The organism is Fusobacteriaceae bacterium, from assembly GCA_031272775.1.
Lineage (GTDB): Bacteria > Fusobacteriota > Fusobacteriia > Fusobacteriales > Fusobacteriaceae > JAISST01.
The window spans coordinates 27,496-45,683 of sequence record JAISTB010000016.1; the positions used below are offsets into that span (position 1 = coordinate 27,496).

General features: G+C 55.5%; 16 protein-coding genes and 1 tRNA gene. 10 read left to right on the top strand and 7 right to left on the bottom strand.

The annotated features are described in order from the left end of the window. Positions 1–8 precede the first annotated feature (8 nt). Entirely contained in the window at positions 9–1,916 is a 1,908-nt protein-coding gene (locus LBQ97_04660; GenBank protein MDR1832010.1) for an ATP-binding cassette domain-containing protein, read from the top strand. 84 nt (positions 1,917–2,000) lie between these two features. Beyond that, entirely contained in the window at positions 2,001–2,627 is a 627-nt protein-coding gene (locus LBQ97_04665; GenBank protein MDR1832011.1) for a hypothetical protein, read from the top strand. A gap of 107 nt (positions 2,628–2,734) precedes the next feature. On the opposite strand, the gene add is transcribed toward LBQ97_04665, so the two are convergent. From add to uppS, 4 genes are read right to left on the bottom strand one after another with little or no spacing between them, the layout of a single operon-like run. Next, positions 2,735–3,721 (bottom strand): adenosine deaminase, encoded by a 987-nt coding sequence (gene add / locus LBQ97_04670; GenBank protein ID MDR1832012.1) that lies wholly within the window; start codon positions 3,719–3,721, stop codon positions 2,735–2,737. Further along, on the bottom strand, positions 3,711–4,862 hold the full coding sequence (gene dxr, locus LBQ97_04675) for a 1-deoxy-D-xylulose-5-phosphate reductoisomerase (protein MDR1832013.1): 1,152 nt from the start codon (positions 4,860–4,862) through the stop codon (positions 3,711–3,713). The genes add and dxr overlap by 11 nt, the downstream gene beginning before the upstream one ends. A 37-nt stretch (positions 4,863–4,899) precedes the next feature. After that, entirely contained in the window at positions 4,900–5,730 is an 831-nt protein-coding gene (locus LBQ97_04680; protein ID MDR1832014.1) for a phosphatidate cytidylyltransferase, read from the bottom strand. Positions 5,731–5,732: 2 nt separating this feature from the next. Further along, positions 5,733–6,410: a di-trans,poly-cis-decaprenylcistransferase gene (gene uppS / locus LBQ97_04685; protein ID MDR1832015.1), complete on the bottom strand. Its 678-nt coding sequence runs from the start codon at positions 6,408–6,410 to the stop codon at positions 5,733–5,735. Positions 6,411–6,608: 198 nt separating this feature from the next. Between uppS and LBQ97_04690 the strand changes: the two genes are divergently transcribed. Further along, complete coding sequence (locus LBQ97_04690; protein ID MDR1832016.1) at positions 6,609–7,232, top strand: formate/nitrite transporter family protein; 624 nt, start codon at positions 6,609–6,611, stop codon at positions 7,230–7,232. Positions 7,233–7,235: 3 nt separating this feature from the next. On the opposite strand, the gene LBQ97_04695 is transcribed toward LBQ97_04690, so the two are convergent. From LBQ97_04695 to LBQ97_04705, 3 genes are all read right to left on the bottom strand, one after another. Continuing rightward, positions 7,236–7,311, bottom strand: a tRNA-Asn gene (locus LBQ97_04695). A 146-nt stretch (positions 7,312–7,457) separates the two neighbouring features. Beyond that, on the bottom strand, positions 7,458–8,543 hold the full coding sequence (gene uxuA, locus LBQ97_04700) for a mannonate dehydratase (protein MDR1832017.1): 1,086 nt from the start codon (positions 8,541–8,543) through the stop codon (positions 7,458–7,460). Between the two features lie 15 nt (positions 8,544–8,558). After that, positions 8,559–9,575 (bottom strand): zinc-binding alcohol dehydrogenase family protein, encoded by a 1,017-nt coding sequence (locus tag LBQ97_04705; GenBank protein ID MDR1832018.1) that lies wholly within the window; start codon positions 9,573–9,575, stop codon positions 8,559–8,561. A gap of 348 nt (positions 9,576–9,923) precedes the next feature. Between LBQ97_04705 and LBQ97_04710 the strand changes: the two genes are divergently transcribed. From LBQ97_04710 to LBQ97_04740, 7 genes are all read left to right on the top strand, one after another. Beyond that, positions 9,924–10,904, top strand: coding sequence for a TRAP transporter substrate-binding protein (locus LBQ97_04710; protein MDR1832019.1), 981 nt, complete (start codon positions 9,924–9,926; stop codon positions 10,902–10,904). A 94-nt stretch (positions 10,905–10,998) separates the two neighbouring features. Continuing rightward, positions 10,999–11,583, top strand: coding sequence for a TRAP transporter small permease (locus tag LBQ97_04715; protein ID MDR1832020.1), 585 nt, complete (start codon positions 10,999–11,001; stop codon positions 11,581–11,583). Beyond that, positions 11,577–12,851 (top strand): TRAP transporter large permease, encoded by a 1,275-nt coding sequence (locus LBQ97_04720; GenBank protein MDR1832021.1) that lies wholly within the window; start codon positions 11,577–11,579, stop codon positions 12,849–12,851. Before LBQ97_04715 ends, LBQ97_04720 begins: the two co-directional genes overlap by 7 nt. 18 nt (positions 12,852–12,869) lie before the next feature. Continuing rightward, complete coding sequence (locus tag LBQ97_04725) at positions 12,870–13,634, top strand: GntR family transcriptional regulator (GenBank protein ID MDR1832022.1); 765 nt, start codon at positions 12,870–12,872, stop codon at positions 13,632–13,634. Between the two features lies 1 nt (position 13,635). Beyond that, positions 13,636–15,246 carry a mannitol dehydrogenase family protein gene (locus LBQ97_04730; protein MDR1832023.1) on the top strand — a complete coding sequence of 537 codons (1,611 nt, stop codon included), beginning with the start codon at positions 13,636–13,638 and terminating at the stop codon, positions 15,244–15,246. A 36-nt stretch (positions 15,247–15,282) separates the two neighbouring features. Then, the gene (locus LBQ97_04735; protein MDR1832024.1) at positions 15,283–16,794 is read left to right on the top strand and encodes an NAD(P)/FAD-dependent oxidoreductase; all 1,512 of its coding nucleotides are present in this window, start codon (positions 15,283–15,285) and stop codon (positions 16,792–16,794) included. After that, positions 16,781–18,181, top strand: a complete 1,401-nt coding sequence (locus LBQ97_04740; GenBank protein ID MDR1832025.1) for an FAD-dependent oxidoreductase — start codon at positions 16,781–16,783, stop codon at positions 18,179–18,181. The genes LBQ97_04735 and LBQ97_04740 overlap by 14 nt, the downstream gene beginning before the upstream one ends. Positions 18,182–18,188: the final 7 nt, after the last annotated feature.

Here is an 18,188-nt window from a genome sequence, read left to right on the forward strand (position 1 = left end):
GGGCATTCATGGCATATTTTCTCGTAAATAATCTTTATATGGGCTTTTCGGGGGAGACGCTCTTCCAAAATGTCGGATTTTCCATAAACGAAAACGATAAAATCGGTCTTATCGGGATAAACGGCGCGGGGAAGACGACGCTGCTGCAAATTCTCCTCGGGGAAAGGGAGGACGAAATTGACCCCGCGACGGTCAAAAGAGGGACCATCGCGCAAAGCAAGGATCTGCGGCTCGGGTACCTGTCCCAGAATCCGGAACTCGATCCCCGGCAGACGATTTTCGGCTACCTGATGGAGGCCTTCGCGGCGGTTCGGGAAGATTTCAAGACCATACAGGAACTGAACGTCATGCTGGCCGAAGGAATCGGGGATTTCGATGAAACCATGGAAAAATTGGGCGAAATCAGTTCCCGCTATGAGGCCAACCAGGGCTATAACGTCGAATACAAGGTCCGGCAGGTGTTGAACGGCCTGGGGATCGAAGAAGCGCTCTGGCAGAGCGAAATCGGCGCGCTCTCGGGCGGGGAGAAGTCGCGAACGGCGCTTGCCCGCGTCCTTTTGGACGAGCCCGACCTGCTGATCCTCGACGAGCCCACGAACCATCTGGATCTCGTCGCCATCGAATGGCTGGAGCGCTTCCTTCGGGACTACGGAAAGGCGCTGCTGCTCGTTTCCCATGACGTCTATTTTTTGGACAATGTCTGCAACAAGATCCTTGAGCTGGAACAAAAGACGATCCGCGAATACCGCGGCAATTATACGGATTTTGTGATCCAGAAGGAGGCCTGGATCTCGGGGGCCGTCAAGGCCTGGGACAAGGAGCAGGAAAAAATCCGGAAAATGGAAGAATTTATCCGCCGTTATAAAGCCGGGGTCAAGTCCCGCCAGGCCCGGGGCCGCGAAAAACTCCTGAACCGCATGGAAAAAATGGAAAATCCCGTATTCACTCCCCGCAAGCTCAAACTGCGCTTCGAGATCGACCGGCCCAGCGCGGACCTCGTGCTGAGGATACGGAATCTCTCCAAATCTTTTGACGGAAAGACGCTGTTTCAGCACATCAATCTGGACCTCTGGCGCGGCGACAGGGTCGGCATTATCGGGAAAAACGGCGTCGGGAAATCGACGCTTCTGAAAATCATCAACGGCGTGAAAAAAGCCTCCTCCGGGGATTTTGTGATCGGGGAAAAAGTCACGATCGGCTACTATGACCAGACGCAGCAAAACTTAGACGAGCGGGCGACCATACTGGATGAGCTGCGCTACGGCTTTGATCTGAGCGACGAGGCGGCAAGAACCATAGCGGGCGGATTTTTATTCAGCGGAGACGCCGTGGAAAAAGTTATCGGGACCCTGAGCGGCGGGGAAAAGGCCCGGGTCGCCCTCATGAAGATCATGCTGAGAAAGCCCAATTTCCTGATCTTTGACGAACCCACAAACCATCTGGATCTCTATTCCCGGGAGATCCTCATCGAAGCCCTCGAAGACTATGAAGGGACGCTGCTCCTCGTCTCCCATGACCGGAATTTTCTCGATTCCGTCGTCAGGGAAATTTACGAGATCCACAGCGAGGGAGCGACGCTCTTTCACGGAGATTACGACGCTTACCGGAAACGGCGCGCGGAAAAAGCCGACGATGAGGAGAAGGAAAAACGGATCACCTCCTATGAGGACCGGAAGAAACTGAACAGTTACCGTTCCGCCCTCGAGCGGAAAATCCAAAAAGCGGAGGAGAAAATCAACCGCGCCGAGGCCAAAAAAGCCCAAAAAGAAAACCTGTACCGGCAGGCGGGGATCGCCAATGACCTGGACGGGCTTCTCGCCCTGCAAGAAGAAATCGCCGTCCTCGACAATGAAATACTAAGTTATTTGGAAGAGATTGAGGAAAGCGAGACGGAACTGGGAAAAATAAAAAAATAATTGTTTTCAAAACGCGGTTTTTATGATATAATTGGTTTAATATCATGATGTCAACAACAGCGGGATAAATCTTTGGAGGATGTTATGTCAACAACGACCGGAAATGGCGGTAATAGACAAAAGATTTGTTTGATTTTGCTGGCGCTGGCTTCTTTACTCTTTCAGTCACGAATTTATTCGGCCGGCAGTCTCGAGAAAAAAATCAAAAAACTGGAGTTGGAAGTCATCGAATTCGAGCGGAAGACGGCCGGCGTCCGGGCAAAGCAGAAAAAGCCCGCCAAAGAAGGCGTAGCGGACAAAAAGACCAAGGCCCCCAAGGAAATGCACATGGCCATTCCCGAGTATGATCCCGCCACGCGCAATATCGCGGTAAAGAATAAAGAAGAAGCCGAAAAGGATACGGCCGGCGCAATCGCCGCCGAAAAAGCCTCTGAGGCGGAAACGCCCGCGAAGATTCTCCTTTCGGACGCCGCCGGCAAAGTTGAGGAAGCCGAACAGGTCCAACTGGATCGGGACGGCAAGCTCGTCGCTTACGGATCCGGCGAGATCCCCGCCGATATCGGGGAACATCAGAGCATCAAGAACATCGACGAAAAAGAAACGACCGCCCGCACGGAAAATCTGACGCAGCAGGCCGTCGCCAAAGAAAAGGAAATCCGCGTCAAGGTGGAGATCCTTGACTTTGTGAATAAAGTGGAGCAATCGATTTAGTTTACTTACCTGGTAGAGTTATAGAGCAGAGAGCCCGTAAAGGAGCGTTGCGAGAAGCAAGGCTCCTTTTTCTGAACGCTATTTTCCGGATTTTTGGAGCGCCCTGCTCAGCAAAACCCGGCTTCCCGGAGCAGGCGGTTTTTCAGGCTGTCGTCGGCAAAGGAAACCGCGACGGCATTTTTGAAGAGCGCGTCGGCAAGGTCCGGAAAGGTTCCGCCGCAAAGTTTTAGGGCAATGGCCGTCTCCCGGGCCGATGTCGTTCCGCTGACGGTCCGGTTGTCGGTATTGACCGTAACAAGGAGCCCCCGTCTCAGGAATTCTCCCATGGGGTAGTCGTCGAAACTTGCCACGGCCTTCGTTTGGAGGTTGCTCGTGGGGCACATCTCGATCCCCGCGCGCATTTCTTTCGCTTTTTCCATCAGGGCCGGCGCCTTCCGCAGCGCGATGCCGTGCCCCAGGCGCTTTGCCCCCAAGTCCAAGGCAAGGGCGACATTTTCCACGCTCCCCTGCTCTCCGGAATGGATCGTAAAGGGAAAGCCCATGGCCTTTGCCCGGAGAAAAAGTTCCGCATGCATGGCTGTGGGGTAGCGGTTTTCATCACCGGCGAGATCGAGGGCGACGACGCCTTTTCCGAGGAAATCGCGGGCGGCTTGAAGCATGGCGGCGTTTTTTTCGAAAGAATGATGGCGCATGGCGCAAACAATGAGGTTGGCGGGAAGCCCGAAGGCCCTTTCGCCCTCTCTGACGCCGGACAACACGGCGTCGATGACTTCGGCGCAATCGAGCCCCGCATCGGTTGAAAGCGCGGGCGCGAAGCGGATTTCGAGATAACGCAGGTCATCCCTGGAGGCGTCGGCGATGAGCCGGTAAGCCGCGAGTTTTAGATTTTCCGCGGTTTGCAGCCCCTTCAGGGGCAGCGCGAATTTTTCGAGGTATTCCGTGAGGTCCCGGCATCGGGGCGAGACCTGCAACAAAGCCAAAAGCCCGGCGTCATCGGCCGGCAATTCTTCGGGCGGCAGGAGTTCTCTCACGGTTTCGGGAGAAAGGGACCCGTCCAGATGACAATGCAGATCAATAAAGGATTTATTTTCCATAGGTCTGATACACCCAGTTCCTCGTTTCTTCGTCGGCCTCATGGATAACCGCGATGTCATTGATTTCCACAGGCGTATGGCGGTTCATGGCGCCTTCGAGAATGTCGTAGATCGTGAGAAAGGCGATTTTCTTTTGCAGGAAAAGGGCGACAGCCGCCTCGTTGGCGGCGTTCAAAACCGCCGGCATGGTTTTGCCGCATTTTCCTGCGGCGTAGGCCAGATCCAGCCCCCGAAAGGTCTCGCGGTCGGGTTCCTCAAAGGTCAGGGCCCCGGTTTTGATCAAATCCAGGGGTTCAAAAATCGGGTTTTCCAGACGATCGGGCCAGGTCAGCGCGTACTGGATCGGGAGCTTCATATCGTGGTTGCCCAACTGGGCGATCACGCAGGCGTCCCGGAATTCCACCATCGAATGGACGATGCTCTGGGGATGGACGAGGACGCGGATATTTTCGTAGGGGACGTGAAAGAGCCAGTGAGCTTCGATGACCTCCAGGCCTTTGTTGACGAGGGTTGAGGAATCCACCGTGATCTTTTTTCCCATGACCCAGGTCGGGTGGGTCAGAGCCTTCTCGATCGTGACGTCTTGAAGCTCCGCCCGGGTTTTTCCGCGGAAGGTCCCGCCGCTGGCCGTCAGGAGAATCCGTTTCACCTCGGCGGCTTTTCCGCCCGCGAGGCTCTGAAAGACGGCCGAGTGTTCACTGTCCACGGGGATGATTTCCGCGCCCGGACAGGAGGCCATGAGGGCGTCGATGTATTCTCCCGCCGCCACCATGGTTTCCTTGTTGGCAAGGGCGATCCGTTTTCCCCTGCGGATGCCGGCAATCGTGGCGTCTATGCCGACTGCGCCCGACACGGCCGTCAGCAGAATATCATAGTCCGCTTCCGCGGCAAGGCGGGCCAGCGCGTCGGGACCGCAAAAAAAACGAACCCGGGGAAAGGCTTCCCGCAGTTTCGCGCAGTCTTCGGGAGCGGGAACGGCGGCGTAAGGCGGCTCAAATTCCGCCAATTGCCGCGCAAGCAGATCGATGTTGCGCATGGCGCTCAGGCCCGCCGCGCAAAAATGTTCTTTTTGGTTCCGGATGACCTCAAGGGCGCTTGTTCCGATACTGCCGGTGGCGCCGAGGATCAATACTTTTTTCAAGAAACAACCTCCGCTAAATTCATTTTCCCCCCAATCCTCAGGCAAAGAGCCGCAAAAACAGCGATATGACTGGCAGGACAAAGATCAGGCTGTCAAAGCGGTCCAGAAATCCGCCGTGTCCCAAGAGGAGCGCGCCGGAATCCTTCGCGTGAAAGCCCCGTTTGATGATGGATTCAACAAGGTCGCCGATCTCGCAGGCCAAGGCGGCAACGAGGGCGTAGCCGATCACAAAGCCGTAGCGCAGTTGCCCGGCCCCGTCCGTAAGCCCCATGTCGGCCCCGGGAAAGAGACCCGTTTCCGCGAGAATCAAGACGCACAGGACCGTAAAGAGGACGCCGCCGATGGCGCCTTCCTTGGATTTTTTCGGGCTGATTTCCGTCAGTCCCTCTTTGAAAAATTTCCGCCCCAGCGTAGCGCCCGTGAAAAAGGCGAAAGAATCGCAGACCCAGACGGCGATCTGGGTGAGGACAAGCCAGGAATTGCCCCGGGGCAGGGCGGCGATATTGAACACAAAGGAAAAAAGATAGATGTACAGGATGCCCGTCAGCGTCACGCCGAAGTCCTGGTTGACATTGACCAGATCCCCGCGCAGCAGCGTCAACAGCGAAATCAGTACGAAGGCCGCCACAAAGGCGTCGCCGCTGTAGCGCGGGCCGCCGAAATATTTAAACGAAAGCAGAAGCAGGGACAGGACGATCCCCGGGTATTTGTAAGGGTTGCGGCCGTCGCCTTGGGCCATCGTGTAATACTCGTAGAGGCCCATGGCCGAAACGACAAAAACGAGGAAATAATGCCAGATCCCGCCACTGGCGTACAGCAGGATCAAAAGCGGGATGCCCGCCACGGCCACCAGTATTCTACTCAACATGTCTATATCCCTCCGAAACGTCTTTCTCTCGTGTTGTAGTCAGCGATGGCCGCGTCGAGGTCTTTTTCCCCGAAATCGGGCCAAAGGGTTTCACAAATGTGGATTTCCGCATAGGCGATCTGCCAGAGCAGAAAATTGGAGATCCGGTATTCCCCGCTGGTCCGGATCAGGAGCTCCGGGTCAGGTAGCCTGTTGTAGAGCGCTCCGGCAAAGTCCTCTTCCGTAATTTCTTTTTTGCCCGAGGCGAGAAGCCGGTTGGCGGCGTCAAGGATTTCCGCCCGCCCGCCGTAGTTGAAGGCCACGTTCAAGACAAGCCCTGAATTTTCCGCCGTCACTTGTTCCAGACGGGCGATGGCCGCCTTCAGGTCTTCGCTGACGCCTTCCTTGCGGCCGGAAACCATGAAGCGGACGTTTTTCTCCATGAGGTTTTTCTCTTCCTGCTTCAGATAGCGCTTGAAGAGTCGCATCAGCGTCCCCACTTCCTCTTTGCTCCGTTTCCAGTTTTCCGTGGAAAAGGCGTAGACCGTGAGGATTTTGATTCCCAGTTTTCCCGCGTGCTCCACTGTCCGCCTCAGGGAATGGACGCCCTCCTTGTGGCCCAGTGTCCTCGGGAGGCCTCTTTTTTTTGCCCATCTGCCGTTGCCGTCCATAATGATGGCCACATGCCTTGGAATGTCCATGCTTCTCTCTCCCTTTTCCGCCCCTCGGGGCTCTTTTGTACCATTATACCATTTCAAGCGAAAAAAGTCCATACGGGTTTGAAAGTCAGGGAAAAGTCAGTGTCGCACGTCTTGCCAGCGCCCGGATTTTGTGCTATAATGAATTGGAGCCGCCGGTCGGCTTTACAAAATCCATGAAAAAACGAAAGGTCGTGAGCGATGAATACAAAACTGAAGGATCTGGTCAAGGGACTTTACGCGGGATTTCTGATCGGCATGGGGGGCATTGTGTACCTTTCCTGCGACAACCGCTACATGGGCGCTTTTTTATTTTCCATCGGCCTGTTGATGATCTGCGTCTACGGGCTGAACCTCTATACGGGAAAAGTCGGCTATTTCGACTTTGCGGCCCGCCGGGAGAGCGCGGGCTTTATCGGCCGGGTCTGGGTCGGAAATCTGCTGGGAACGGGACTTGCGGCCATCTTGCTCAGATTTGCCGGCAAAAAGACCCTTGTGGAAAGCGCCCGGGCCATAGCTGCCGGAAAATTGCGGGCGGGAACCCTTTCGATCCTCGCTTCGGCCTTTTTCTGCGGAATTCTCATGCATTTGGCGGTCAATACGTTCAAAAAATACCGGGACAGTCACATCATCGCGGGGATGGCGGCCGTCTTTATGGGCGTCATGGTCTTTATCCTCAGCGGTTTTGATCACAGCGTGGCCAATATGTTTTATATTTCCTGCGGCGGCGCCTGGGGCCTGCGGGCGCTTTACGCCATCGTTGCGGCCTCCGCGGGAAACGCGGCGGGGGCGCTCTTCATCCGCTGCGCGCTGACGGACAAATAAAAATGGCGCTTCCTGCAAGACTCGAACTTGCGACACTGCGGTTAACAGCCGCATGCTCTACCGACTGAGCTAAGGAAGCGCACAAAAATGACATTTTTTTCTCAACAGGTACATTTTATGCGAAACAAGCCCCTTTGTCAAGCTTTTTTTATAATTTCCCTTCTTTCATATATTGGGCAAGTTTTCCGTTGATCGCGAAAAATTCATCCGCCGCCCGTTTGCCGCTTATTTTTTGCCGCGCTTATCGTTCTTCTCAATGGCTTCCCACAAGCCGTTGAGATAGGTGAGGCCCAGGGCCCTGTCGTAAAGCCCGTAGCCGGGGCGTCCCGCTTCTCCCCAGATCATGCGCCCGTGGTCGGGGCGGATATAGCCGTCAAAGCCCGTATCATAAAAGGCTTTCATGATCTCGTACATGTCGAGACTGCCTTCGGCTGAAAGATGGGAGGCTTCCCGGAATTTTTTCGGGCCGAGGAATTTGACGTTCCGGACATGGCCGCAGGCGATGCGCTTCTTTTCGCCGAAATGCCGGATAATGGACGGCAGGTCGTTTTCGGGGTTGGAGCCCAGAGAGCCCGTGCACAGACAGAGGGCGTTGGCCGGACTGTCCACAAGAGAAATGATCTTGTCGAAATGCTCGGCCTTGTGGGCGATCCGCGGCAGACCGAAAATGGGCCAGGCGGGGTCGTCGGGGTGGACGGCCATGCGGACGCCCAGTTTTTCACAGGTGGGGATGATCCCCTCGAGGAAATATTTGTAGTTTTCGAGGAGTTTTTCGGGGGAGATGTCCTTGTAGACGGAAAGGACCCGCTCCAATTCCTTGAGCCGCTCGGGTTCCCAGCCCGGCAGCGAGAAGCCTTTGGAATTCTTCATGGTGTTTTCCACAAGATCAAGGGGCGTCATCCCTTGAAGCTCCGCGTCATCGTAATAAAGGACGTTGGAGCCGTCCTCAATGACCCGGGCGAGGTCCGTCCGGAGCCAGTCGAATACCGGCATAAAATTGTACACGATGACCTTGACGCCGTAGGCGGCAAGATTTTCTATGGTCTCCACATAGTTGGCGATCCACTTGTCTCTTGCGGGGACGCCCATCTTGATGTCCTCGTGGACATTGACGGACTCGATGACCTCGACTTCGAGGCCCGCGTCATGGACCTGCTGCACATAAGGGGCGATGACTTCTTTGGGCCATACGACCCCGGCGGCGTACTGATCGAGGAAACCCATGAGTCCCGAACAACCCGGGATCTGCCTGATTTGCTGCAAGGAAACGGGGTCGCTTTTTTCCCCGTACCAACGGAATGTCATTTTCATATTGTTATCCTCCTGTCAAAAATCCAAAATAATTTTCATTGTATTTTCCGGATCGTTTTTCAGTTGATCGAGGGCCCCCTCGATATCCGTAAACTTGAAATGATGCGTGATGATCCGCGTCGGATCCAGTTTTCCCTCCTCAAACCACTGAATGACCTGGGGAAATTTGTTGTTGTTGAGGCGGGTGCCGCGGATATCCAGCTCCCGGCTCGTGATCGTAAATTCCGTGATCTGGGCCTGGCTGTCGTGGAAACCCATGGTGACCACGGTACCCGCGGGCCGGACCGACAGCGCCGCTTCCTTGAGCGATACGCCCACGCAGGCGGCGTCTATGGCCACATCGCAGCCGAGGCCGTCCGTGAGGCTCTTGACAAAGGCGACGGTGTCCTCGTTTTTTGAATTCAGCACATGGGCCGCGCCGAATTCATTCGCTCTCGTCAGCCTGTCGTCGATGATGTCGGTCATGATACATTTTGCCCCCAGAATATGACAGACTTGCAGGATCGTCAGCGCGATCTGGCCGCTGCCGCAAATGAGGACCGTATCTCCTGCGGCTACCCCGCCCCGGGAGACGACCTGGGCCGCCACCGTATAGGGCTCGATACAGGAAGCCAGCTGCCAGGGCATGTCGGCCGCGACCGGAAAGACGTTTTTTTCGGGGACCGTCACATATTCCCTAAAGCCGCCGTCGGCGTGGACGCCCAGGACTTTGAGATTCGCGCAGACATTGCCGCGGCCGATCAGGCAGACCTTGCACACGCCGCAGTTGCAGACGGGGTTGACCGACACGTGATCGCCGGCCTTGACGCGTGTTACGGCGGCGCCGGTTTCCACGACCTCGCCGGCAAATTCATGGCCGATGACCCGGGGGTAAGTGGCGACAGGAGACGTCCCCCGGTAAATGCTGACGTCGGAGCCGCAAATCCCGGCGGCTTTGACCTTGATCAGGACCTCGTCGGCTTTTTCGATCCGGGGCATGGGATCTTCTTCGATTTTGATCATATTGGGGCTCAATACCCGTATGGCTTTCATCATTTCCTCCTTGATTTATGGAAAAAAAGCGTCATCTCCGGAAAAAAACACGTACTTACGCAAAACCTGTATTCACGTAATATATCAGTTAATACAAAGATACCACATTTTTCCCCAATAAGCAAGAGGCCCTTCGGCAATAATTTCAAGAATTCTCCGCTTTCGGGAGAAAAGCCTTCAAAAAAGCAAAAATTCAACTATTTTCGAAAAAACTATTGACAGATAATGAATCGTAAGGTACAATTTAAATATGAAATCGTTTTATTTGGAACAGTCATATGACCCCGAAAAGGGAATTTCATTTGGCGGTTCAAGGAAAAACTGATATTTTAGTTCAGGAGGTAAGACATGAAAAGAATCGGTGTTGTTTTTATGGCGCTTATCGTGGCGATGTTGGCCACGGCAAGCATGGTTTTCGCCTCAGGCAAACCCATTGACCTTGTGATCGGGCATATTGTGGCCGAAGATCATACGTGGCACAAGGCTTCCCTCAAGTTCAAAGAAGTCGTGGAAGCCAAATCGGGCGGCAAAATCAAAGTGACGATCTATCCGAACAATCAGCTGGGTTCGGAACTGGACGTCATTCAGTCCATCCTGACCGGCGGCGGCGCGGATATCGTCTTTACCGGCGAGTCCATGCAAACATTCGCTGAAGAATTGGGGATCATCGGAATGCCCTACGCGATCACGAGCGACGCCCATATGGAAAAAGTGCTGAACGGCCCCGTGGGCAAAGAATTTGAAGATCTGATGCTGAGTTCGGGCTTGCGCGTAATCGGCGCCTTCGTCAGAGGGCCCCGGAACATCACGTCGAAGAAACCCATCAAGACCCCCGATGATCTGAAGGGCTTCATTATCCGGACGCCCGCGTCTCCCATGACCGTGGCGGCCTTTGAGGCAATGGGCGCCAAACCCACCCCCATGGCCTTCGGAGAAGTATTCACCTCCCTGCAGCAGGGCGTTATCGACGGACAGGAAAATCCCTTGGCCATGATCAAGACCGGCGCCTTCTATGAAGTGCAGAAATACGTGGATGTTACGGAACATCTGCGGGCCTGGGTCTACATCGCCATCGGAGAGGACAAATTCCAGTCGCTGCCCAAGGACCTGCAGGCGATCGTTCTCGAAGCCGGAAAAGAAATGCAGACCTACGAGCATGAATTGTTCCTGGCCGAAGAAGCCCAGCTCAAAGCCGAATTGGAAGGCAAGGGCATGGAATTCGTAACCGTCGATCAGAAACCCTTCCGCGACAAAGCCGTCGAAGGCGTGCTGAAAGTCCTGACACCGAAACAGAAAGCGCTCTATGAGAAAATCGTAGCCGCCGAATAACAAAAAAATACGCGTGTGTGGGGAAAGCCAGCATCCGACGGATGGATGTTGGCTTTCGCCCTATTCGCTCCCTGACAAACGAAAGGAGGCAAGCGTGGCAGAAAACCTGAACACAGAATGGGAAAAAAATTACGAAGAAAAAGTCGAAGAACTTTCGGGCGACGATACGGGAAAGGGTCCGGGCAAAAGCGGCCTCGAGCGCTTCATCGCGGCCAAGAACGCCCTGATGTCCACCATCGCCGTCTTTTTCCTGGCGGGCTTTATCGTGAGCGTCATGATCCAGGTCACGAGCCGGACATTTTTGCCGAAATCTCCGGCCTGGACCGAAGAGATCGCCCGCTATTTCTTTATCTATATGGTCGCTTTCGGGGCCAGCGTCGCCGTCCACACAAAGGAATTCGTGGGCGTCGACATGCTGACGGTCTATTTTCCGAAGATCGTCAACAAGATTTTGGAGGTCCTGATCTATGTGGGCCTCTTCAGCCTGAGCGCCTTTTTATTGAAAAATTCCGTCCTCAAATTCGCGCTGATCAACTTCCGGATGGTATCCACGGCCATGCAAATCAACATGAAATATGTCTATGTTTCCATGATCGTTTTGTTTGCGCTTTTGGCGATCAGTTATCTGTTTGAGATCGCCCTGGTATTCGTGCGGAAGGAGGAGGAGAAAAAATGGTAGCCTTGTTGTTTATCAGCTTTTTGGTTTGTCTGGCTCTCGGGGTGCCGGTGGCCTTCAGTCTCGGCGTCTCGTCCTTGCTTTATTTCATTGGGGCCGGCATGCCGCTTCAAATGTATTCCCAGCGCTTTTTCGCGGGGCTCGATTCCTTCACGCTCCTTTGTATTCCGGGTTTCGTTCTCGCGGGCAATCTGATGAATTTCGGCGGGATCACCGAGCGGCTCATCGCGTTCTGTAACAAGCTCGTGGGCCATTTTACGGGCGGACTTGCCATAGCCAACGTCGTGGCGTCCATGATCTTCGCGGGGATTTCCGGAACGGCGCTGGCCGATACGGTCAGCGTGGGCGGGGTCCTGATCCCGGCCATGAAAAAAGAGGGCTATGACACGGACTTCACCTGCGCCGTGACCTGCTCGTCCTCCTGTATCGGACCCATTATTCCGCCGTCGCTGCCGATGATTATCGCGGCCACCATGACGAGCCTTTCGGTCTCGAAACTGTTTGCGGCCGGCATCATTCCCGGCATTTTGATGGGTCTCGGCATGATCGTCGTGTCCGTTGTCGTCTCCAAGAAGCGGAATTATCCCAAGGCCGAGCGCCGGGCGACGCTGATGGAGATCCTGAAGACCGGAAAAGACTCCTTCTGGGCCATCCTGATGACGCTGATCATCCTGTCGAGTATCCTTTTCGGCGTCGTTACGCCGACGGAGGCTTCGGTCCTGGCCGTGGTTTACGGCATGCTCGTCGGGGCCTTTGTCTACAAGGAACTGAATCCCAGGCGGCTTTTGCAGTGCCTCCGGCAGACGGCCGTGTCCTCGGCCGCCATCATGGGCCTTGTGGGCTTCGCTTCCGTATTTGCCTATATCCTCACGAAGGAGCACATCCCCCAGATGATCGCCGACGGCATGCTCGCCCTGACCCGGAACAAATTCATCCTGCTCCTTTTGATCAACATTTTCCTCGTTTTCGTAGGGATGTTTATGGAAACCATCGCGGCGATCCTGATCCTCTTCCCGGTGCTCTTGAACATCACGACCCAGGTGGGCGTGGATGCCACGCAATTCGGCGTTATGGTCGTCCTGAACCTTGTGATCGGGCTCTGTACGCCCCCCGTCGGCGTTTGTCTCTTCGCCGCGGCCAATATCGGGGAAATCAAGCTCGCTCCGGTCATCAAGGAGCTTGTGCCCTTCCTGATCAGCAATTTCGCGGTGCTGCTTCTCGTCACCTATGTGCCCGCCATCACCATCGGCTTTGCCAATCTGATTCTCTAGGGCAGCGGGACGCCGTATATGGAAAAACAGAGCTTGAAACTGCTGCCGAGGGAAGAACGGGAAACCAACCGGGATTATGCCTATCGTGTCTTGAAACGGAACATCCTGGTGATGACGCTGAAGCCCGGGGAAGTGCTCAACGAAAACGAAATCGCGGAACTTTTAGGCGTCAGCCGGACTCCGGTCCACGAGGCCGTGACGCGGCTCAAAGCGGAATATCTCGTCGACGTCTTTCCCCAGAGCGGCACGCGGGTTTCCCTGATCAGCATCCGGAACGTCAAGGACGGCGTATTTTTCCGGAACATTGTGGAACAGGCCATTTACCGCGAATTGACAGACAGGCTGACCGACGGGTACGCGAAAAAAATCGAGGAAAACCTCGACCGGACGGCCACCCTGATCCAAAAGATGCAGGATGAGCTGCAGACCGAGCAAAGCGGCGCGATAAACGGCTTTGAAAACTATATTGACGCCTTTATCGGCATCGACGACGAGTTTCACCGCCTGGCCTATATGGCCGCCAACCGGGGTCTGCTGTGGAATTCGGTCAAGAGCGTCTGCTCGCATTTTGACCGGATCCGCTACGCGGAATTCGCGCTGAGGAAATCGACGATCAAACACGTGCATGACGATCACTTGATGATCTATGAGTATATTCTCGTGGGCGGTCTGCCCGATTTCGACTTTGAAAAATTTTACTCGGCCCATCTGACTTATTACAAGAATTATTTTTTCGCGATTTATAAAGAAAATCCCCAATTTTTTATGGAAGAAGGAGTTTAGCATGAAACTGAACCGTTTGGCCCTTAATGACAAAAAACAGTGGATTGACGCGGGTTTTGCCCTGCCGTCGTTCGATCTTGACGCCGTGTATGAAAAGACCCTGTCGCGGCCGACTTGGGTCCATCTGGGCGCGGGGAATATTTTCCGGGCTTTTCCGGCCAACGTACAGCAGAATATCCTGAACGCGGGCCTTGCCGACACGGGAATCATCGCGGCGGAGGGCTTCGATTACGAGATCGTCGAAAAACTTTACCGGCCCCACGACAACCTCGGGGTCCTTGTGACGCTGAAGGCCGACGGGTCCATCGAAAAGACCGTTGTGGCCAGTATCGCCGGGGCTCTTGTTCTCGATCCCGGTCACCCCGACTGGAAGATTCTGAAAGAAGTCTTCACGGCGCCGACGCTGCAAATGGTGAGCTTTACCATTACGGAAAAGGGGTACAACCTCACGGACGCCAAAGGGGCGTATATGTCGGCGGTGGCGGCGGACTTTGAGGCGGGACCCGAAGCGCCGGGGAGCTATATCGGCAAAGTGGCGGCGCTCCTCTATCAGCGCTACCTCGCGGGGAAGTTCCCCGTGGCCATGGTCTCCATGGACAACTGCTCCCACAACGGCGACCGGCTCTTTGCGGCCATCGAAGCCTTCGCGCGGCATTGGACGGAAAAGGGAAGCGCGGAACCCGGTTTTCTGACCTGGATCAATTCGCCGGATCAGGTTTCCTTTCCCTGGTCCATGATCGACAAAATCACGCCGAGACCCGACGACAGCGTCGCGAAAATGCTGACGGAATCAGGCTTTGACGATATCGATACGCAAATCACCTCAAAAAACACGTATATTTCCACATTCGTAAACGCCGAGGAAGCGCAATATCTTGTGATTGAAAACCTCTTTCCCAACGGGCGGCCCCCCCTGGACAAAGGCGGCGTGATCTTCACGGATCGGGAAACCGTGGACAAGGTGGAGAAAATGAAGGTCTGCACCTGTCTGAATCCGCTCCATACGGCGCTGGCCATTTACGGCTGCCTCTTGGGCTATACGCTGATCTGGAAGGAAATGCGGGATGAGGATCTGAAAAAATTGGTGGAAGTCATCGGCTACCGGGAAGGTCTGCCGGTTGTGGTCGATCCGGGCATCATTTCCCCCAGAGCCTTTATCGACGAAGTCCTGCAAAAAAGGGTCGTGAATCCCTTTATGCCCGATTCCCCGCAACGGATCGCCACGGACACGTCGCAAAAGCTGGGGATCCGCTTTGGAGAGACCATCAAATCTTATCTCAAGAGCGACAGCCTCAAAATCACGGATCTCAAGTTGATCCCCCTGGTGCTGGCGGGCTGGTTGCGCTATCTTTTGGCTCTGGATGACGAAGGGAAGCCCTTTGAGCTCTCTTCCGACCCGCTTCTGGAGACCGTACGGCCGCATCTGGCAAGCGTCAAACTGGGCGACAAAAGGGATTTTCACGGGGAACTGGCGCCGATTCTTTCCGACGAAAAAATCTTCGCGGTCAATCTTTACGACGCGGGTTTGGGGAAGACCGTGGAGGAATATTTTGCGGAACTGATCGCGGGCCCCGGGGCCGTACGGGCCATATTGCAAAAATATCTTTCGTAGGGGTGGATGGCAATCCACTCGCGAATGTGAGGCCATATGGACAATTATTACGATATTATCATTATCGGCGGCGGGGTCATCGGCTCCGCCGTCGCCCGGGAACTGGCCCGGTATCAGGTCAAAATCGCGGTTCTCGAAAAAAATCTCGATGTCTGCTATGAGACCAGCGGCAGGAATTCCGCCGTGGTACACGGCGGCTTCGCCTATGACGAGGGCTCTCTCAAGGCCCGGTTTTGTGTGGAAGGCAACCGGGAAATGGACGCGGCGGCAAAGGAGTTGGACTTTGCCTTTTTGCGCTGCGGCAAGGTCCTCGTGGGGAATACCGATGAGGACATGGAGCAGCTGAAAAAGACCATGATTCAAGGGGAAAAAAACGGGAGCCGGGGCCTTCGTCTCGTCGATGAGGCCGAACTTCACCGGCTGGTCCCCGCCGTGGTCGGGAAATTCGCGATGTTTTCGCCCGCAAGCGGCATCCTCGATCCTTTTGAATTCACGGTAGCCCTCGCGGAAAACGCCTGTCAAAACGGCGTCCGCTACTATTTTGACCATGAAGTGAGCGCCATCGAAAGGGAGTCCGGCGGCTACAAGATCACGACAAGACCAGAGGGCCCGGGGGAAACGCCCGCCGGCGGCAAGGGCAGCGAGGTTTTCCGCTGCCGCTGGGTCGTCAACGCCGCGGGGCTTAATTGCGGCGTGATTTCCCATATGCTGGGCATCAAAGGCTATCGGGTCATCGGCTCCAAAGGGGACTACCTGATCCTCGACAAAAAGACGGGCCCCCTGCTTCCCATGCCGGTCTATCCGGTTCCCAGCAATACCTACATGGGGATCCATGTGACCAATACGACTTCGGGCAATGTGACGGTCGGCCCCAACGCCGAGCTTGTTACGGACTTCGCGTACTACGGCGTGCCGCGGGAAAATATGGACTATCTGGCCGAAAGCGCGTCCCGGCTCTGGCCCCATATCCGGAAAGAAGATTACATCCGGAATTACTCGGGGATTTTGCCCAAATGGGTCGATGAAAACGGGAAAATTCAAGATTTCAAGATCGAAATCCGGGAAGAACTCGCGCCCCGGGCTGTGAACCTCGTGGGGATGGAATCGCCGGGCCTGACCTCGGCCATTCCAATCGGGCGCTATGTGGCCGGAATGATCCGGGAAAGAGAATCTTTCCCCGAAAACAAAGCCTTCAACCCCGTGCGAAAGGGCATTCCGCATTTTCAGAGGGCCGATGAGCGGGAAAGGCAGGCCTTGATTGCCGCCGATCCCGATTTCGGGGAACTGATCTGCCGCTGTGAGCAGGTCACCAAGGCCGAGATCCTGCGGGCTATCCGGAATCCCCTGGGCGTTTCGACCCTGTCGGGGATCAAGGTCCGGACCCGGGCCATGATGGGCCGCTGTCAGGGCGGCTATTGCCAGATGCGGATCGCGAAGCTGTTGCAGGAGGAGCTGGGGCTCAGAAAGACGGAGATCCTCCACAACAGGACCGGTTCCCGACTCTTTTTCGGGGATATCCGGGAGGAGGCGGGCCATGAAAACACTTGACGTCGCAATCGTTGGCGGCGGCGCGGCCGGCCTCGCGGCGGCTCTCACGCTTTGGGACCGGGGCGTCCGCGATATCCTGATCATCGAGCGGGAGCACAGCCTCGGGGGCATCCTCCGGCAGTGCATCCATGAGGGCTTCGGGTTGATCCGTTTCGGGGAGAATTTGTCGGGCCCCGAATACGCCCGCCGTTTTATCGAAGAGATTGAAAAGAGAGTGATTCCTTATTGCTGCGATACGGCCGTAACCGACATCAGCCCGCAAAAGGTACTGACCCTCGTGAGCCGGCGGGAAGGCCTCGTCAAGATTCAGACGAAAGCCGTCATTTTGACCATGGGCTGCCGGGAGCGTACCCGGGGGCAGCTAGCCATTCCCGGGGAACGTCCGGCGGGCGTCTTTACCGCCGGCGTCGCCCAGGCCTATATGAATTTGTACAATACAAAACTCGGAAACGACGTCGTGATCCTGGGTTCGGGCGACGTGGGCCTCATCATGGCCAGACGCCTGACATTGGAAGGTTCCCGGGTCAAAGGCGTCTATGAAATCCTGCCCCATCCCTCGGGCCTGCCGCGGAATATTGCCCAATGTCTTGATGATTACGGGATTCCGCTCTATCTCAGCCATACGGTGACGGAAATCGTCGGCGACCGGCGGATCAATGGCGTCAAGATTTCCGCCGTCGATAAAGACCTGCAAGCGATATCCGGAACGGAACGTTTCGTGTCCTGCGATACGCTGATTCTTTCGGTGGGCCTTATCCCCGAAAACGAGCTTTCCGCAGGGGCGGGCGTTATTCTTGACGAGAAGACAAAAGGCGCCCTTGTGGACGGCGCCAACCAGACGAACGTTCCCGGAATCTTCGCCGCCGGAAACGCGCGATACGTCCATGATTTGGTCGATAACGTCTCCCTTGACGGGGAAAAGACCGCCCTGGCCGCGGCGGCTTGGCTGAAAGGGACCCTGAGCGCAAGTTTGATTCCGGCAAATCCGGATTCCGCAAGTTCCGAGACCCCGCGTTTTTTCCCGAAACCGGGCGCAAGATTGATCCGCTGTATTCTGTGTCCCAACGGCTGCGACCTGGAAGTTGTCGCGCAAGGGGAGCAAATTCTTTCCGTAACGGGAAACCGCTGCCCCAAAGGTGTGGAATACGCGGAAAGCGAGATTCGCCATCCCATGCGGACCTTTGCTTCTTCCGTTTCAGTCGAAGGCGGTGAGCTGCCGCTTGTGAGCGTGCGATTGTCGGCGCCCGTTCCCCGGGACAGGATTTTTGACGTGATGGAGGAAATCAAAAAAATCCGCCTCAAGGCCCCTGTCCGGATCGGGGACATCGCCTGCAAAAACGTTCTCGGGCTCGAAAGCGACGTAGTTGTAACGAAGACGCTCAAATAAATGTGGA

Excerpts from the sequence above, each read along its gene's own strand:
- uxuA (MDR1832017.1), bottom strand. The coding sequence starts at position 8,543 with ATGAAAATGACATTCCGTTGGTACGGGGAAAAAAGCGACCCCGTTTCC.
- uppS (MDR1832015.1), bottom strand. The coding sequence starts at position 6,410 with ATGGACATTCCAAGGCATGTGGCCATCATTATGGACGGCAACGGCAGA.
- LBQ97_04705 (MDR1832018.1), bottom strand. The coding sequence starts at position 9,575 with ATGAAAGCCATACGGGTATTGAGCCCCAATATGATCAAAATCGAAGAA.
- LBQ97_04740 (MDR1832025.1), top strand. The coding sequence starts at position 16,781 with ATGAAAACACTTGACGTCGCAATCGTTGGCGGCGGCGCGGCCGGCCTC.
- LBQ97_04680 (MDR1832014.1), bottom strand. The coding sequence starts at position 5,730 with ATGTTGAGTAGAATACTGGTGGCCGTGGCGGGCATCCCGCTTTTGATC.
- LBQ97_04735 (MDR1832024.1), top strand. The coding sequence starts at position 15,283 with ATGGACAATTATTACGATATTATCATTATCGGCGGCGGGGTCATCGGC.
- LBQ97_04660 (MDR1832010.1), top strand. The coding sequence starts at position 9 with ATGGCATATTTTCTCGTAAATAATCTTTATATGGGCTTTTCGGGGGAG.
- LBQ97_04730 (MDR1832023.1), top strand. The coding sequence starts at position 13,636 with ATGAAACTGAACCGTTTGGCCCTTAATGACAAAAAACAGTGGATTGAC.
- LBQ97_04665 (MDR1832011.1), top strand. The coding sequence starts at position 2,001 with ATGTCAACAACGACCGGAAATGGCGGTAATAGACAAAAGATTTGTTTG.
- LBQ97_04710 (MDR1832019.1), top strand. The coding sequence starts at position 9,924 with ATGAAAAGAATCGGTGTTGTTTTTATGGCGCTTATCGTGGCGATGTTG.
- LBQ97_04725 (MDR1832022.1), top strand. The coding sequence starts at position 12,870 with ATGGAAAAACAGAGCTTGAAACTGCTGCCGAGGGAAGAACGGGAAACC.
- LBQ97_04690 (MDR1832016.1), top strand. The coding sequence starts at position 6,609 with ATGAATACAAAACTGAAGGATCTGGTCAAGGGACTTTACGCGGGATTT.
- LBQ97_04720 (MDR1832021.1), top strand. The coding sequence starts at position 11,577 with ATGGTAGCCTTGTTGTTTATCAGCTTTTTGGTTTGTCTGGCTCTCGGG.
- add (MDR1832012.1), bottom strand. The coding sequence starts at position 3,721 with ATGGAAAATAAATCCTTTATTGATCTGCATTGTCATCTGGACGGGTCC.